The following is a 16,901-nucleotide window of genomic DNA, read 5'->3' as shown; positions in this document are numbered from 1 at the left end:
ATCGGCCATGAGATACGCTTTTCGGCTCGCAGAACTGCTTGGGCACACCCCCGACCGGCGCAAACGCCCAGGTACGATCAAAGCGATCGTCGAACACACTGGCTTGGACCGGCACCAAGTTGCTTCGTTGCTCAAAAACGAAGCCAAATACATCCCGTTGGATGCCCTGTCACGCCTGTGTGACTATTTGATCGATCAGGGACACGCGACCGCCGACCAATTGCCCGGTGCCCTGTTTGCCGTCAACGCGGAGAACTTCTGGGAACAACTGGCTCGCCGCAGCGACATCGAAATTGTCGTGGGTGTTCGCCAAGCCGAAGGCAGCGATTCGCCCGAGAACGCGATGGTCGTCGCCAGTGACTCCGTCCTGGTTGGTGAATTGCTCAACGGCATCTCAACTTTGGGCGGTGTTGCCAAACACATCGGCGAAGGCAACGAGTCCAGCTCCGCCGCGTCGGTTCCCATGCCCGATCGCATCCAGCAATCGTTGGTGTGGAGCCCTGGTCAAGTCACGTTGGAAGACGCTCGTGCCCGTGCGACGGAAGTCTTCGAAGGCTTCACTGACGCCCAAGGCGACCGTGGCATCGTTTGCATCGGCAGTGTGAAAAGCAACCCAGCCGTGGAACTGTTGTTCTCCGACGCGTTCGGTTGCACGCCATTCGTGACCGAAGACGACGTGGACGACGTTTCGGCTCGCAGTTGCCCGTTCTTTTTGCGTTACCGCGACAACGACCCGAAACCGGGCGCAGCGTCGGCTGGGATGCGATTGAGCAAGAACCTGGACGCGCCGGAACCAGGCTTCTACTACGAAAAAGACGATGGCACCTGGGAATACGCCGGCGGCCAAGGCAAAGACACCGCGTTGGTGTTCTACCTGTTCTACGAAGCCCTCGGACGTCTCGACATGGTGCTCAGCGGCTTCTCCGGTCGAGCCACCCGATTGCTGGCGAAAACGTTGGCCATTCGCGGCGAAGAGTTCTGGCCTCCCGTCTACCACGAATCCGGCGTTCAAGTCGGTGCGTTCTTGGTTCAGTACGACGATGCGGAATCCAAACCCAGCCGCGATGACCTGCTGTACAACACCGGCGGTGCGGCCAAGATCATGCCCCTGTCTCGCGAAGCCATCGCGCGACGCATGGCTCGCCGCTGAGATTTGTCGGCTCCCATCGTCAATTCATCATCGCGTTCCCATACTGGGGACGCGATTTTCCTTTGAATTGCACCCGTTTGCATTGCAACGGACGAGGTTCGTGAGAAACTGACGCCGTCGCATTGAACCCAACGTGGTTGACATTTGTCTTGGCAAATTGCCAGGCACTGGTTGGTTCACCAGCCACCTCCCCACTCACTTTTTCTCTGTCTCCCGCCAACTCATGTTTGATTGTGTTGCTCTCGTCGGTGCCACCGGTGCCGTCGGACGAATCGTTTTGGATCAACTTCACGCACGCCAATTTCCCATGCGGAAACTGCGTTTGCTCGCTTCGGCTCGCAGTGCGGGCACCCAAGTCCAATTCGGTGACGAAACACTGACCGTTGAGTTGCTAGAACCTTCGGCCTTTGAAGGGGTGGACCTGGTCATCGCCAGCACGCCCGACGAGGTATCCGCTGAGTTCACTCCCTGGGCCACCAAAGCCGGTGCAATCGTCGTCGACGAGAGTGCTTATTGGCGGATGGATCCGAGCGTTCCTTTGATCGTTCCCGAAGTGAATCCCGACGCGATCGATTCGCACCAAGGCGTCGTCGCCAGCCCCAACTGCAGCACCACACAAATGGTGGTCGCGTTGGCTCCGATTCACAAAGCCGTCGGAATTCGCCGCGTCATCGTCAGCACCTATCAAGCCACCAGCGGCGCGGGGCTGGCAGGCAACGTGGAACTGGAATCCAGCACGCGAGCCAGCCTGGACGGGCAAACTCATGCGGCGGAAACGTTCCAGCACCCCATCGGCTTCAACCTGATCCCGCAAATTGGATCCGAAAAGCACGAAGGCTACACCAGCGAAGAAATGAAGATGGTGTACGAGACTCAAAAGATCATGGGCGACGAATCGATCCAAGTTTGCCCCACCGCCGTGCGAGTCCCCGTGGCGATCGGACACAGCGAATCGATCTTGGTCGAAACTCGCGAACCACTCTCGGCCGCCCAAGCCCGCAAGCTGTGGGAAGAAGCCGATGGCGTCACCGTGGTCGATGATCTGAACTCCAAGAGCTATCCGATGCCACGTGATTGCGACGGCAAAGACGACGTGTTCGTCGGTCGAATTCGCAAAGACATCAGCGCCGAAAACGGAATCGCTTTTTGGTGCGTTAGCGATAACCTTCGCAAAGGTGCAGCCACCAACGCGGTCCAAATCGCCGAACTGTTGGCCAAGAAACATCAACCCGCTGGCTGAGCCATGGTTGACCCAAACACTCAAGTTCTCTGAATGCTGGCTCTCTGAATGCTGGACGCGATCATGAAACAAGTCGTCACCGTCGTTTCACCGCATCTGGCCGAGAAAGTCTTGGCTGCTCTTCGCCGGGCACCCTTGGAAGGATTGAGTGTTTTAGAGGTCAAAGGTTACGGCCGCCAAAAAAGCTATTTGGACCAGTACCAAGACACGGAGTATTCCGAGGCTTTCGTACCCAAAGTCGAGATCACGCTTTGGGTCGACGACCTGCGTCTGGAAGAAGTCTTGGACAAGATCGTGGCGGTCACACGAACGGGACGCATCGGTGACGGCAAAATTTTGGTGATGCCCGTCACCTCGTTCATCTGAGCGACGTCCTTTCTGCATCCATCAAGACCAACGGATGGACTCAGGGTGACAAACGTTCCAGGACCCAAAGGCCGGATCCAGTCGCCGAATCCGCTCGTCGATAGATGACCCGATCGTGAAGCCGGCTGGGTCGCCCCTGCCAGAATTCAAACTTGGTCGGCGTCACGGCGTAGCCGCCCCAATTTTCCGGCAACGGCACAATGCTTCCCTCGGGATACTGCTCCAACAACTCCTGCATCTTGGTTTCCAGCATCTCACGCGATTCGATGACGGCGGATTGCTGGCTAACGTGTGCTCCCAACTGGCTGTTGTGTGGTCGCGAATGGAAGTACGTCTTGGAAACTTCTCGCGAGGTCTTCTCGACGGTTCCCTCAATCCGAACCTGGCGCTGCAAATGCGGCCAGAAAAGACACAGCGATACCCGCGGGTTCTGTCGCATCTGCTCGCCTTTGTCGGATTCATAGTTGGTGTAGAAAAGGAACTTTCCTTCCTCCACACCCTTCAAAAGAATGATCCGGCTGGTCACCGCACCATCGGCACCGGACGTCGAAAGCGTCATGGCGTTGGGCTCGAACCATTCGGGGACGTCCACCGTGGCCTGCTGAAACCACGCTTGGAACTGAACCACGGGATCCGGATTCACGTCATTTTCGTGCAGTCCCCCCAGAGCGTAGTTCTTTCGCATCTGATCCAAGGAGGGTGGGTTTGAATCGCTCATTTCAATTTTCAGGCGGGAAAACAGGTGGTTTTTAGGTCATTCGCCACCGCCAATTCGTGTTTGGCGCGCGGCTTGCCTTATTAACAAGCAGTCTTCACGGGTGACTGTCTTTTTGACAACCACCCCTTTTCTGATTCATGGTCCCTCAGTCCAACGGGAATTCACATGCAAAACGTGCAAGCGGGTGATTTGCTGGTCAGTTCGACCTTGGTCGATGGCACCGTACTGAACCAAGCGGTCTGCCTGCTGGTCCACGAAGACGTCGATCATGTCATTGGTTTGATGCTGAACCGGCCCATGCAAGCCGTCGCGGGCAACCTCTCGGTCCAGCCCAACTCATCCGCGGAAACACCCAAATTGCCGCGTTGGGGTCGCGATCCGTCCGCTGAAACGGACGAGTCTTCCGATCCGGGTGAGCCGCAACCGGATTCCCCACAAACTCCCGTCGCAGGTGTTCCGATGGTGGTGGTCAGCGGCGATCAAAAGGACAAGTTGGCTCAGCAGTTGATCGCGGGCAAACTCTCCAATGGCACGCCGTTGCACTTTGGCGGCCCGCTGTCGGGTCCCATTGTCGCCGTGCACGCATCGCCCGAATTTGCGGAAGCCGAAATGGAGAGCGGGATCTGCTTGGCCGCCCAGCGTGACAACATCGAATCGCTGTTGAAGTCCGATGAACATCCCTTCCGATTGGTGGTGGGCCACCTCGGTTGGACCGCAGAACAGCTCGAAAACGAAATCAGCGAAGGCGTTTGGCACCGCATCCCCGCGACCTCGGATCTGTTGGACTCGGACGATGCCAGCATGTGGCCCCGAATGATCCATCGAGCCACGGCAAATTCAGTCGCTCGTTGGTTGGATACGACTGACGTTCCCGGTGCAGCCGAGCTAAACTAGCGTTATGAACCAATCTCGTAGCAACCGTTCCAACGACGACTCGCCCAAGCCGTTTCGAATTCAGAAACGACGCCTGGGTCGCATCAAAGCCATCAAGCCGGAAGGCGAATACGGCTTCATCGACGCGGAAGACTTTCGTGAAGACGTCTTCTTTCACTTCCGTGCCTGGGAAGCCTTCAACGGCGAAACCTTTGACGTGGATTCGTACGTGGAATTTGAGCTGGACGACGACCAATACGAGGACACCAAACGTCTACGAGCGAAGGTCTTTCGCCCAACCGATCGACCCGATGGAAAACGATTGACCGCGAGAGACGCCACGTTTGAGTTGACCTATCACCACCCCAAGGCCCGTCGCCGCCGTCCTAGCTGGCGCGATAACCAGGGCTGATCAGCCGATCTCGCCTGGATCGACAGTATGCCAGCTTTCAGCGTCGGAATAGGTCGCTGAGGACGATCGCTTCGATCAGTTGAGCCGTGGGATAGCCTTCGCTTTTCAGCGGTCTCCAAATCGCATCGATCGCCGCTCGGTCGATCGGTTCCATGCGACGCCCGAGTGCCTGAATCAGCAATCGCTCCGTGACCGTCCGCACCAGGAACTCCTGCTGAGCTGCCAACTGCTGCTTCAGCTCCGCGGCCCCATCAAACGTCGCTCCGCCGGGAAGTTCGCCCGAGGTGTCGATCGGACGCCGAGGTTTGGTGTTGTAAGTCCGCCGAAATTGACCGATCGCATCAAAGCCTTCCAATGCGAAACCAAGTGGGTCAATTTTGCGATGACACTGATTGCAAGTCGCATCGTCGCTGTGACGGGTCAGTTGATCACGAATTGTCTTCGCACCCCGTGTGTCCGGTTCAATCGCGGGAACATCATCCGGCGGAGGCGGCGTGGGCGTTCCCAAAATGTTGTCCAGCAACCAAACACCCCGCGTCACAGGCGAGGTTTCAATGCCATTGGCCGACACGGTCAGAATACTGGCTTGTCCGAGCAATCCACCACGACCTTCACCTGCTGCAGCCGTATCACTTGAAAAGTCAAACCGTCGCCAACTGATCGCGTCCTCTGCGGGAAATGCATGTTCCACTCCGTACAGTTTGGCCATGTCACGGTTCAAGAATGAATGCGAAGTCGTGAGCAAATCCACCAGCGGAATATCCCGATCGATGAAGTCGCGAAACAACCTTTGTGTCTCCGTCTTCATGTCGACCGACAAATCACCCGCGTAGAAGAACCAAAAACCTCGCGGGTCCGGCGGCATCGACCCGAGCGATCTCAGATTCAGCCAGTTGTCCAAGAAATCAGCGACGAACGCATTGGACTCGGAAGACGCCAACAAACGCTTCACCTCTGCTCGAAGCGTGACTTCTTCGTGCAACACGCCTTGGTCGGCAAGCTGACGTAGCCGTGCATCCGGCATGCTCGATGTCAGAAAATACGATAACCGTTCGGCCAATCCATGATCCGTCAGTGTTGCCGATGAATCCGCCGGATTCTGAAAATACAAAAACGCAGGGCTGCACAAGATTGCTTTGACGGTATTCACATAGGCTTGCTCACAATTTTCGCCAATCGTTCTACGCGACTCGTAGAAACTGGTGAGCGAAGCCAGTTCTGTCTTCGTTGGTGGACGCCGGAACGCGCGGGAAGCGAAACTGTCGATTCGTTGTTTGGCCTGCTGCGTCGACCATTCAGCGTCCGTAGGCGGTGGACCATGAAACAGAGCCAACTGACTTTGCGTGGGCAACGAGAATTCGATCGGACCACGAATTTGGACTTCGTCGATTCGTATGTGTGGCAACTGTCCTTCGGAAATGATCGCGATTCGTTGCTCAAAGATTCCTTTCTTGTTCCGAATCGATCGCGGCAAATCTTCGCGATGCAAACGGTACAACCGACCAAACGATCCACGCACATCGTGAATACCGTTCTCGAAAGTGAAACGAGGGACAAAGCCTCGGTCGAGTGGCACCTGAAATGTGATCCATTCAAAAGACTGATCACTCACATTTGCCTGGGCCAACAACGGTTGAATCGGTTGCCGATGGGGCATGTCACCGATCCGAGTGTCGCCCGGTCGGACGCCCAACCGAAACGGTTCCTCCAAATCAATTCGAACCGCGCGATCTGTGTACGGCGTGTCACGATGCATCGCTTTCGCGTGCACTCGAATTTCGTAGATTCCGTCGACGGGAACTCCATCAGTGAAATCCTGGATGTGCCCGTAACCACCTTCGGTCTTGTCATTGAAGGGATGGTCGTACAGGCATAGGTAGCGATCGCGGAATGCGCGTCGGTGAGCGGTTCTTAGTTCCGCTTGCTGCACAAACGAATCGCGAAAAACCCACTGTTTGGGTTCGGACGATTCGCTCCACATTCGATCGGCGGCGGTGTTGCGCGCCTTTTCAACACATTGATCCGCCGCGGCCAAATAGCGTTCCAGTAGGTGACCGGACATCACCAAAACATCACCGACGTTGTCAAAATGCTCCGACAAGTTGTCACCGGGAAACTCCAACGTCGGATCGAACATCGTCATGTCGATCTGCAGCAAATCGGCCACCGTTCGTTTGTATTCTCGCCGCGAAAGTCGTCGGAGAACGGTTTGTCCACTGGTGCTGGTGGTGACTTCGCGCATCTTCGACAAACGCTCCGTGAGACCGTCGATCGCAGTCAAGCGTTCCTTGGTTGTTGGCTGGTCACTGTCTTCCGGCGGCATGCTGCGTAGGGTCAGTTGGTCGATCGCATCTTGCAACGACAGTTGCGTGTCAAAATCTGATGCCGACCAATCCAACGATTCCAAATCTCGTTGTCCCGCTGGGTCGTCCGCGGAATGGCAATCGACGCAATACGTCTGCATGAACCGCGTCACATCGATCGGTTTCTCCTCGGCATATCCATCGTTCACGAGCAACGCCCCAATGGCGATGCCGTGCATGAAGAAACATCGCCACTTCGTCATGCCCAACCTCGCAACGTTCCGGTGCTGTTGGCAAATTGATCCGTTTCAACGCCGAACTCTTGCAGCATCGACACAAACAAGTTGGTGAGCGGAGGTCGATCCGACGCACGCTCATCAAAGTCCAACCATCGACCATGTCGCCCTCCACCACCGGCCACCACGATTGGCAAATTGGAATTGGTGTGCGAGTTGGCATTGCCCATCCCACTGCCGAACAGCACCGCCGTTTGATCCAACAACGATCCATTCTCATCGAAGGTTTCGTCGAGCTTCTGAATGAAGCGGACATATTGCTCGACTTGGTAGCTTTCGATGGCGATCAGTTTGTCGATGTTTTCCTGCCGCTGTCCATGGTGTGACAAAGCGTGATATCCACCTTGGATACCGAGGTCGTTTGGATTGAAGTCGCCACCGATTTCGAGCGTGGCAATCCGCGTCGAATCAGTCTGCAAAGCCAGCACGATTAGATCGTAGAGCAGCGGCAGATCCTCCACCATGTTTCGATTCCGCGGGGCAGCAAAAGGTGCCTTCGGTTTGGGAACGTCAATCCAATTTCGACGCAGCTTCAATCGTTGCTCGACGTCACGGACCGACGTCAGATACTCCTCAAGTTTTTGTTGGTCCTGTGAGTTGAGTTGGCGTTTCAGATCCTTCGCATTTCCCAGAACGACATCGAGAATGGAATTCTGCAGACCGATTTGTTCCGCCGCCGCTTGTTTCTTCTTTGGATCGGTACCCACAAACAGTGTCTCGAACAGTTGTTGTGGTCCCGGGATCGGTGGAACGCGCGTTCCGCTGCGAGTCCATGAGAGTTGGCAACCGCCGTGGATGCCCGATTCGCTACCAATGGTCAAGGCTGGAAATCGTGTGACACCCGGAATCGATTGCGCCGCGAATTGATCGACGGTGATGTTGGCCATCGGCATCGTGTGTGCATCGACTTGGCGAACACCTGACAGAAATGCGTGGATCGCGAAGTGTCCACCTTTCAGCCCGTGATCCAAACCCGACACGAGTGTCATTTGGTTTGAGATCTGCGACAACGATCGACTCGATTGGCCAAACGGAATCGTTGCTCGCTCTACCAAGCCTTTGCTCAGGCGGTTTGCATCAGGCCCCGCGTCTTCCGTTGAAGTCGACGGCCAAAAGGCACCTGGGTAGAAACCCAACATGTTGCCGATGCAGACCATCCGTCGCTTTTGAGTCTTCGGACCGTCACTGATCGAGGCGCCAGTTTCGGATGCACCCACCGAACGTTTAGGCAGCGAGGCAAAGGTTGGAAGGCCAATCGAAATTCCCGCGGCCCGCAGGGCGTTTCGTCGAGAAAAAGAACTCATGGTGGGATCCGGTCATTGAGTGACGCAAGGCAAACTGCGAACGACCCAACAGTGTAGCAGGGGACTGCTAGCCACGATGAAAGCGTTTCGTACCAAGATGAAACCGGTCTCGCCGCGGTGTCACTCGGTGATCGCTTCGGCGGCAGCCTCGGACTCGACCGGGGCAACGTCCACGCGAACGGACAAGGTGGTCGTGCCGCCACCCAAAACGATCCCACGCATCGGACTGATGTCGTCGTAATCACGCCCGATGCAAACCGGAATGTGGTCGAGTCCTGTTTGGCAGGCGTTCGTCGGATCAAAGTCCACCCACCCCAACTGTGCACCAGCGTAAACGCTGATCCATGCGTGCGATTCATCGTTGCCAATCAGTCGCGGTTTTCCGGGAGGCGGTAACGTTCGCAAATAGCCACTGACGTAGCGTGCCGGCACTCCCAAACTTCGCAAACACGCCAACTGCACGTGAGAGAAGTCCTGACACACACCCGCTTTCATTTCGAAGGCATCTTCCGTCGTGGTCGTCACATCTGTCGCGGTGGAATCGTATTGAAAGTCATCGTGGATACGCTTTGTCAGTTGATCGACCGCGTCCAACACCGACGTGCATCCTTGCATCGCGTCGCGAGCGTAGTCTGCAAATTGCGAGTCCAAAGAAATTCGCGGGGAAGCAAACACATACTCTTTCGCGGACAAATCCGCATCGCTCGAACCCAAGCGAACCGATTCAATGACCTGCTGCAACGAAGGAATTGATTGAGCCTCGAAGGGATGCGTTTCCGTGACTTTGACGCGGCTTGAAACCTTGACCGTCAACGACTCATGTGGGGATTCGATCGCAAACGAATCCACCATGTTGCCAAAGTAGTCCGGATGCATGTCGATCTTGGCGGGAACCGGATCGATGACCACCGAACAACGTTCGCATTCGACCCAAGGCAATCTCGTTTGAGGCCTCATGCGAAGTTGGTTCAAACACACCGCCACCGGCTCGGTGTAGTCATACCTGGTTTCATGCACAATGTCGTAAAGGACCGATCGCGTCATGAGAATCAACCTTGTGATTCATCCGGTGGCAAAAGAGGTTCATCGAGCGTTTGTTCTCGATCGCCCGTCAACGTTTGTTCCGGTGCGGTGTGAATCAAATACCTGCCCGCAATCGCATTGGCGAGCAATGGGATCTTTTCCTGCACCAATTCCAACAACTGTTGCAACTGAGCTCGTTTTCCGGAACTGTTGACTTCGGTCAGCGTGGCGACATCCGCGATCAGCAACGGATGCTGAAGCTCACGAGCCAAACGTTCATCGGCACCCAACGCGACCCGACCGGGATCTGTCGGCAGATCATACAACAACTGTTGAATGTCATTCAGTTGAAATCGCAACGATCGCGGATTGGTCTCGTCCGTCACCAGCAAGTCGATCGTCGGAGCCGGACGCAGCAGCGACAGATACCGCGAACGGTAGGTCATCAAACTATCGGTGGCATCCAAGATCGCCTCGCACATGCCCACTTCATCCGCGATGGGACGCGTCATGGTTGCCAGCAGCAATTCCGCCGTCTGATCGGCGCGTTCCAAGCGACGACCCAGCAACAAGAATCGCCAACCATGGGTGCGAGTCAAACTTTCAGCCGTCAAACCGCTGAACGCCAAGAGATGAGTGATCAAGCGGTTGAGTCGTTCCAGTGCTCGCGAAACATTGGGAGTGACGTTGCGTTTCGTTCCCGCAAGATCGGCATGCACGCTTTGGAAAATTCGATAAGCATCCAGCGAAATCCGATCTCGCACCGCCGTGGCGTTGCTGAGCGAGCTGAGAATGGCGGACTGCAACGCACGAGGATGGCTGGTATCCAACACACTGGACGGTAGCACCGAATCCAATTGCGGCATCGCTCCGTCGAGACCCTCGATCACGTAGTCCGGTTCCAACTGACCGACCGCTGCCAATGCCGCCACCAGACGGCTCATTTCCGGCAATTCACTGAGGTCATCTTCCCCGGCCAATCTTGCCAATGTGGTTCGCAACAAACGCGTGATGGACTCGCATCGTTCCACATATCGGCCCAACCAAAACAAATGCTCAGCAACGCGACTTGGCAATTCAGCACCGCTTCGTCGCAATACGATCGTGCTGTGATCTGTCTTCAGAAGCGTTGTTTCGTGGTCGACCGGCTTTTCGCTGACGATCCAGCAATCTTGCGAAAGCTGGCCTTGCACCGGCGAATTGCTGAGCAGGTCTTCATTGGGGCTGACTCGGGCCAACGCGCCGGGCAGCACTTCCACGCTGTTGTTCGTCTGCAACACAAACGTCCGCAGTGAAACATGCCACGGCTCGAAACGCTCCTGATGCCAAACCGGTGTGACACTGTGCGACAGCCGTTGTTGTCCTACAAACCGATTGGGTTCCGCTTTGATCTGCTGAATCAGCGCGTGCTTCTCGTCGGCCGTGCAGTTCTCGGGAATCACTGGCCGCGTGTCATTGACCGCAAAGGCGTCTCGCACGACCAATTCATCCAAGTGATCCAGTACGTACTGGCGTTCTTTTGCCGCACCACACCAATAAGTTGCGACGCTGGGCAACTGCAGGTTTTCGCCCAACAACAACTTCGCGGCGGCGGGCAAGAAGGGAATCAGGGCCGGCATTTCCGTGATCACGCTGCCGATGGAATTGACCACCGCCAACTGGCCGCCCCGTTTGCAACGCAGCAAACCGGTGACGCCTTCGGATGAATGAGGTTCCAATTCGAGCGGGTCACATTTGCGATCCGACACGTGACGCCAAAGCACTTCAATCGGCAGCAACCCGCCCAACGTCTTCAGGTGCAATCGTTCGCCGCGAACGGCCAAGTCGCGACCCTGCACCAACGTGTAACCGAGATAACGTGCGAGGTACGCATCTTCGAAGTCTCGATAGCTACCCTGCCCTGGCGTCAGCAATGCGACGCGAGGGTTGTTGTTCTGCTGCGGAGCAAGCGATCGAAAATGGCTTCGCATCTTTCCAAAGAAACACGCCAATCGGCGAACATTCGCGGTCCGGCTCAGATGCGGAAACACCCGGCCGTGCACAATGCGATTTTCCAGCAGATAACCCAGACCACTGGGTGCTCGTGTGCGATCGCCGGTGACCCACCACCCACCATCGTTGGCTCGAGCCACGTCAAAGCCCGTCAGGTGCAAACGATGTCCCGCCGACACGGGCAAGTTGTGATAGACCCGCAGGAACCGGGGGTTGTCCCACACTAGCTCAGGCGGCAACACTCGTTCGCGGAGCAACCGCTGAGGCCCCAACAAATCCGCCAGCACCGCTTCGAGCACGCGGGTACGTTGTGTGAGTCCCGACGCCAATCGTCCCCAGTCTTGTTCCGCAATCGCGATGGGCACGGTGGCCAATTGCCATGGCCGAGTTTGGGTGCCTTCGCCGGTGTCGACTTGGAATGTGGAACCATTTTCGCGAATCAATTGTTCGATTTGCGATTCGCGGTCGTTCAGTCCCGATTGGCCGAGACTAGCGACTTCGTCCGCGATGCTTTTCCAGCACGTGCGCAGGCTTCCCTGGGCCGATCGACACTCATCGAATCGATTTGCTTTCGCGGCATAATCCGCCAGTGATAGCGGTGGCGTGGGGGGCGTCGGCGAAGGATCCGATGCGGCGGTTGCGGTGGTTATCGGCACGTTCTTCTGAGATGGGAGCGGGGATGACAACACCGTCGCCCGATGATCTCTCAAACGGTCAACAATCATTGTGGCAGTGGAGTCTTGAAGCGCAATTGTAACCATCCTCTCGAATCGGACGAGTCACCCGTTCCTGCACAATTGCGGCGAATCCCAATTCGATGGAAGGATTCAACCGCTTTTTCCGACAATGCGTTGCCCGATTGCGTTTCGAATTCTTCTCATCGCAAAACGTCAATTGCGACGCAGATCCATCGTGATTGGGAACGGTTCGTAACCCACCCGAGGCGACAAACCTGGCAACACCACTTCGCCACCCGTGACCGTCAAGGGACGAAAACGAGAAGCTCGCCGCGATTCCGCTTCTTTCGGATTGACCGGGAACCGCTCGTGAGCCAATCCGCCCGGGTGCACCGTATGGTAAGTGCAACCACCAACGGATCGACGAGCCGCCCGATTCACCACATCGAATTGCAACGGCGTGTGAACCCCAATGGTTGGGTGCAAACATCGAGGCGGCTGCCAGGCTCGGTATCGAATTCCGGCCACATATTGTCCGGCCACTCCGGTCGCATGCAGTGGCACTTCACGACCGCCCACCATCAATGCATGTTGTTCGGGATCGAAACCATCCAGCTTCACTTGCAACCGTTCCAGTGAAGAATCAACGAAACGCGTGGTCCCGGAGGATCCGGGTTCTTCACCCATCACGTACCACGGTTCGATTGCACTGCGGAGTTCCAATCGCATGCCATCCAGTTTCATTTCGCCAATCAACGGGAATCGAAACTCGTGATGCACAGCGAACCAATCCGCCGACAGCGGCGCGCCCTTGGCGTTCAATTCGCCAATCAACTCTCGGAAATCTTGCCAGGCAAAATGCGGCAGCAAGAAACGATCGTGAAGTCGCGTGCCCCAATGTTGCAGCGGACGGTCGTATGGCTGTTGCCAAAACGCCGCGACACAGGAACGAATCAGAAGCAACTGCGCCAAACTCATTTGTTCGTGAGGTGGCATTTCAAAACCGCGAAGCTCCACCAGCCCCAATCGTCCCGTCGAGCTATCGGGCGAGTACAACTTGTCCACACAGATTTCGGCGCGGTGCGTGTTCCCCGTTAAATCGACCATTAGGTCGCGGAACAAACGATCCACCATCCACGGCGGAACTTGATTGCCAACGGGAGGCAATTGACTCAGCGCGATGTCCATCTCGTAGGACGCGTCTTGGCGAGCTTCATCCATCCGCGGTGCCTGGCTGGTCGGTCCGATGAACCGACTGCTGAACATATACGACAACGACGGATGGTTGTTCCAAAATCGGATGAAGCTGGCGAGCAGATCCGGTCGTCGCAGAAACGGGCTTTCGCTGGCAGCCCGTCCCCCGAGCACGATGTGGTTTCCGCCACCGGTGCCGGTGTGATAGCCATCCAAGTCAAACTTGTCGGTTCCCAATCGGGACTTGCGAGCCTCCTCGTACAGCGACTCGGTCAAACTCACCAACTGCTCCCACGATGCGGTGGGTTGCGTGTTGACCTCGATCACACCTGGATCCGGCGTGACCTTGAACAGTTCCACGCGATCATCATGCGGTGGCAAATAGCCTTCGATGATGACGGGCAAACCGGTTGAAACGCAGGTTTGTTCCACCGCCGTGATCAAGTCCAAGTAGTCTTCGATCCGCTGCGTCGGCGGCATGAACACATGCAATCGGCCATAACGACATTCGACACAAAGCGCGGTTTGCACCACGTCCTCACTAGTCGGCAAGTTATCGTCGTCTTCTTCGTCCAAGACCTGAGGATGGATCTTTTCGCGAGACTCGTCGTGGCGATCCTCGCGGTGATGCGCACGCGGGTCTTGTTCATTCCCACGCGGCATCTCCGACGTGGGCAATGGCCCTCGGGGTGCGGTTGGATCCAAAGGCGCCGTGTAAAACGGAGCCGAAACCGCGGATGAGATTGGCAAACGATCCAGAGGCAAACGCAATCCGATCGGCGAATCACCCGGGATCAAATAAACGCGATCAGCTCGGACAGGCCAACGTCCGCTAATCCACCCCGGTCGAGCTTGCCACCAAGCACGTCGTATGGGCAACACAAAGCCAACCGGTGCACCCAAACCAACATTGAACGTCCGCATCATCATCGCGCGTTCGTTGGGATCTTCGAGTTTCGGGTCCGATGGATCCACATCAATCGGCAGTCGGTTTTCTCGCCAAAGATAGTGAAACACATCCTCGTGGACCGGAAAGGTCATCTTCGCGCTGACATTCAGTTCTCGTGCCAGTGACTTGACAAACCGTTCCGCGTCTTTGTGTGTGTGACCGTAGTCCTTTCCTTCATCCGCGATCCATTGATCGTCATGCCAGATGGGCTGTCCGTCACGTCGCCAAATGCAAGTCAGCGCCCATCGCGGCAATGACTCGCCCGGGTACCATTTGCCTTGACCATAGTGCAGCAAACTGCCCGGTGCCCAACGCTTTCGCAAGCGATTCAGCAACACGTTGCTAAGCACCCGTTTCTCTTCGCCCACCGCATCGGTGTTCCATTGCGGATCATCCATGTTGTCGATCGAAACGAACGTGGGCTCGCCGCCCATCGTCAGACGCACATCGGATTGGTCCAACTGTTCGTCGATGGCTCGACCGGCGTCAAGGATCTCTTTCCAGGTCTTGTCGGCGTAGGGTTTGGTCACGCGAGGATCTTCACGCACCCGCGTGACGGACATCTCGTGTGCGAATTCGACCTCGCACGGTTCATGACCGCCGATGATGGGTGCCGCATCTGTGAAGGTGGGCGTGCACGCCAATGGAATGTGGCCTTCGCCAGCCAGCAAACCGCTCGTTGGATCGAGTCCCACCCACCCGGCACCGGGCAAGTAAACCTCGGTCCAAGCATGCAAATCACAGAAGTCTTCCGCCGGGCCGTTGGGTCCATCCAAAGACTCCTGATCCGCTGTCAACTGAATCAGGTAGCCGGACACAAATCGCGCCGCCATCCCCATTTGCCGAAAAGCGTTGACCAGCAACCACGCGGAATCGCGACAGGAACCACTGCCCAGAGTCAGCGTTTCTTCCGGGGTTTGCACGCCGGGTTCCAGACGAATTTTGTAATCCACGCGTGCCTGGGTCGCTCGATTGACGTCGACCAAAAAGTCGATGATACGTTCGGACTTCTTCGGCAGCGTTTCAATCCACTGCATGAACTTGGGCGACGACTCACCCGGTGTCAGGTAACTCGCCAATTGCCGTTTGGTTTCGGCGCCGTATTCAAACGGCCATTCTTGCGCGGAATCATCCACGAAGAATTCAAACGGGTTGATCACCGTCATGTCGGCGACCAAATCAACGGCGACCGTCAAGTGGTTCGTTGGCTTCTCGAACACCAATCGCGCAACCGGATTGGCAAACGGGTCCTGCTGCCAGTTGCAAAAATGATCTTTCGGCGACACCGTCAAACTGTACGAGACGATGGGCGTGCGACCGTGATAGGCCGGACGCAGCCGAACTTGTTGAGGTCCAACGCCGATGGGTCGTTCGTAGTGGTAAGACGTCTTGTGATGCAGAGCGACGCGGATCGTCATGAATTCACCGATGTTTGAAAATAGTCTTGTCCGAGTGCTTCACCAATCTGGTTGATTTCGATCTGGACCGAATCAACAAACTGGTGCATTCCGCCCGCGAGGGCTTCTTTGACTTGCGTGTGAGCCAAACGATGCTGCAGTTCATCCAAAATGGGACGTGCCGTCCGTTGAAGATTGCTCTCGGACGCTTCTTCAATTTCTCGCAACGACCATCCCGCCGACGCGATGCAGTGATGAATCGACCGGGGGAAGGTTCGATTGAACAAAAAGAAATCCACCACCTTTTCGATTTCGATTTGATGATGATCGCGCCGGTAGGCTTCAAACCCACTGATCGCCAACAGCAATGCCGACCACTGCAAATCATCCACCGCCGTTCCGACGTCCGCCAAGTTTGGCAGCAGATTGAAATACTTCACATCCAAGATTCGGGAAGTCTTGTCGGCTCGCTCGAGCATCCGCCCCACATTCGCGAAGTGCCAACCTTGATCTTGGGCCATCGTGCTGGCAAACACACCGCTCCACAGCAACGTTTGTCGACGCACATCGTCAAAGAACTGGCTGGTCGGATCCATCGCGGCAGCAGCAGAGGCTTCGCCCACGAAATGATAAAACTCATTGAGCTGCTCGAAGGCTTCGGACGACAGCGTCTCACGAACCCCGCGAGCATTTTCGCGGGCGGCTCGTAAGCACGAAACCATCGAGTTCGGGTACTCGTCGTCAAACGCCAAGAACTGAACCACGTTGCGGCTGTCCGGTTTGCCATATTTGGCTTCGAACCATTCCTCATCAGCGGTGACTTGGACCAGCGGACTCCATGGGTCCACCAAGTTCTCCGGCTGATCAAGGATCAAATTCAATGTGACTTCCAAGAAACGTGCGATGTTCTCGGCACGCTCCACTTGGCGACTCATCCAGTAAACGGATTCGGCAACGCGGGAAAGCATATCAGTGGTGTCTGCAAAAAACGAAGAGCAAGAAGAGTG

The 16,901-nt window shown here is 56.2% G+C and carries 12 protein-coding genes; 5 read left to right on the top strand and 7 right to left on the bottom strand.

Features of this window, described 5'->3' with window-relative positions; all coding sequences use genetic code 11:
• Nucleotides 1-7: 7 nt before the first annotated feature.
• From LOC70_RS03290 to LOC70_RS03280, 3 genes are all read left to right on the top strand, one after another.
• Nucleotides 8-1,150 (top strand): helix-turn-helix domain-containing protein, encoded by a 1,143-nt coding sequence (locus LOC70_RS03290; protein ID WP_230251800.1) that lies wholly within the window; start codon nt 8-10, stop codon nt 1,148-1,150.
• Nucleotides 1,151-1,373: 223 nt separating this feature from the next.
• Nucleotides 1,374-2,390 carry an aspartate-semialdehyde dehydrogenase gene (locus LOC70_RS03285; RefSeq protein WP_230251799.1) on the top strand — a complete coding sequence of 339 codons (1,017 nt, stop codon included), beginning with the start codon at nt 1,374-1,376 and terminating at the stop codon, nt 2,388-2,390.
• Between the two features lie 48 nt (nt 2,391-2,438).
• Nucleotides 2,439-2,756, top strand: coding sequence for a P-II family nitrogen regulator (locus tag LOC70_RS03280; RefSeq protein ID WP_306796832.1), 318 nt, complete (start codon nt 2,439-2,441; stop codon nt 2,754-2,756).
• Nucleotides 2,757-2,796: 40 nt separating this feature from the next.
• Here the strand turns inward: LOC70_RS03280 and pdxH are convergent, their stop codons facing one another.
• Nucleotides 2,797-3,474, bottom strand: a complete 678-nt coding sequence (gene pdxH / locus LOC70_RS03275) for a pyridoxamine 5'-phosphate oxidase (RefSeq protein ID WP_230251797.1) — start codon at nt 3,472-3,474, stop codon at nt 2,797-2,799.
• Between the two features lie 165 nt (nt 3,475-3,639).
• Between pdxH and LOC70_RS03270 the strand changes: the two genes are divergently transcribed.
• Both LOC70_RS03270 and LOC70_RS03265 read left to right on the top strand, forming a co-directional pair.
• Complete coding sequence (locus tag LOC70_RS03270; protein WP_230251796.1) at nt 3,640-4,368, top strand: YqgE/AlgH family protein; 729 nt, start codon at nt 3,640-3,642, stop codon at nt 4,366-4,368.
• 4 nt (nt 4,369-4,372) lie between these two features.
• Complete coding sequence (locus LOC70_RS03265; RefSeq protein WP_230251794.1) at nt 4,373-4,759, top strand: cold shock domain-containing protein; 387 nt, start codon at nt 4,373-4,375, stop codon at nt 4,757-4,759.
• Nucleotides 4,760-4,796: 37 nt separating this feature from the next.
• Here LOC70_RS03265 and LOC70_RS03260 read toward each other — a convergent pair whose 3' ends face one another.
• The 6 genes from LOC70_RS03260 to LOC70_RS03235 all read right to left on the bottom strand — a co-directional run bounded on the left by LOC70_RS03260 (nt 4,797) and on the right by LOC70_RS03235 (nt 16,862).
• On the bottom strand, nt 4,797-7,301 hold the full coding sequence (locus LOC70_RS03260; protein WP_230251900.1) for a DUF1592 domain-containing protein: 2,505 nt from the start codon (nt 7,299-7,301) through the stop codon (nt 4,797-4,799).
• 20 nt (nt 7,302-7,321) lie between these two features.
• On the bottom strand, nt 7,322-8,662 hold the full coding sequence (locus LOC70_RS03255; protein ID WP_230251793.1) for a DUF1552 domain-containing protein: 1,341 nt from the start codon (nt 8,660-8,662) through the stop codon (nt 7,322-7,324).
• A 120-nt stretch (nt 8,663-8,782) separates the two neighbouring features.
• Nucleotides 8,783-9,706: a transglutaminase family protein gene (locus tag LOC70_RS03250; RefSeq protein WP_230251792.1), complete on the bottom strand. Its 924-nt coding sequence runs from the start codon at nt 9,704-9,706 to the stop codon at nt 8,783-8,785.
• Between the two features lie 5 nt (nt 9,707-9,711).
• A complete protein-coding gene (locus tag LOC70_RS03245) occupies nt 9,712-12,402 on the bottom strand; it encodes a circularly permuted type 2 ATP-grasp protein (protein WP_230251791.1) in 2,691 nt (896 codons plus the stop codon).
• A 165-nt stretch (nt 12,403-12,567) separates the two neighbouring features.
• Nucleotides 12,568-15,915 (bottom strand): transglutaminase family protein, encoded by a 3,348-nt coding sequence (locus LOC70_RS03240; protein WP_230251790.1) that lies wholly within the window; start codon nt 15,913-15,915, stop codon nt 12,568-12,570.
• Nucleotides 15,912-16,862, bottom strand: a complete 951-nt coding sequence (locus LOC70_RS03235) for an alpha-E domain-containing protein (RefSeq protein ID WP_230251789.1) — start codon at nt 16,860-16,862, stop codon at nt 15,912-15,914. Before LOC70_RS03235 ends, LOC70_RS03240 begins: the two co-directional genes overlap by 4 nt.
• Nucleotides 16,863-16,901 lie beyond the last annotated feature (39 nt).

Origin of the sequence: Rhodopirellula halodulae (genome assembly GCF_020966775.1) — a bacterium.
GTDB classification, from domain to species: domain Bacteria; phylum Planctomycetota; class Planctomycetia; order Pirellulales; family Pirellulaceae; genus Rhodopirellula; species Rhodopirellula halodulae.
This window is presented reverse-complemented; position numbering and strand designations above follow the sequence as displayed.

Bases quoted from the DNA above. Each gene is read 5' to 3' on its own strand.
- LOC70_RS03285 (WP_230251799.1), top strand. From the start codon at position 1,374: ATGTTTGATTGTGTTGCTCTCGTCGGTGCCACCGGTGCCGTCGGACGA.
- LOC70_RS03245 (WP_230251791.1), bottom strand. From the start codon at position 12,402: ATGATTGTTGACCGTTTGAGAGATCATCGGGCGACGGTGTTGTCATCC.
- pdxH (WP_230251797.1), bottom strand. From the start codon at position 3,474: ATGAGCGATTCAAACCCACCCTCCTTGGATCAGATGCGAAAGAACTAC.
- LOC70_RS03280 (WP_306796832.1), top strand. From the start codon at position 2,439: ATGCTGGACGCGATCATGAAACAAGTCGTCACCGTCGTTTCACCGCAT.
- LOC70_RS03240 (WP_230251790.1), bottom strand. From the start codon at position 15,915: ATGACGATCCGCGTCGCTCTGCATCACAAGACGTCTTACCACTACGAA.
- LOC70_RS03270 (WP_230251796.1), top strand. From the start codon at position 3,640: ATGCAAAACGTGCAAGCGGGTGATTTGCTGGTCAGTTCGACCTTGGTC.
- LOC70_RS03290 (WP_230251800.1), top strand. From the start codon at position 8: ATGAGATACGCTTTTCGGCTCGCAGAACTGCTTGGGCACACCCCCGAC.
- LOC70_RS03255 (WP_230251793.1), bottom strand. From the start codon at position 8,662: ATGAGTTCTTTTTCTCGACGAAACGCCCTGCGGGCCGCGGGAATTTCG.
- LOC70_RS03235 (WP_230251789.1), bottom strand. From the start codon at position 16,862: ATGCTTTCCCGCGTTGCCGAATCCGTTTACTGGATGAGTCGCCAAGTG.
- LOC70_RS03250 (WP_230251792.1), bottom strand. From the start codon at position 9,706: ATGACGCGATCGGTCCTTTACGACATTGTGCATGAAACCAGGTATGAC.
- LOC70_RS03265 (WP_230251794.1), top strand. From the start codon at position 4,373: ATGAACCAATCTCGTAGCAACCGTTCCAACGACGACTCGCCCAAGCCG.
- LOC70_RS03260 (WP_230251900.1), bottom strand. From the start codon at position 7,301: ATGCACGGCATCGCCATTGGGGCGTTGCTCGTGAACGATGGATATGCC.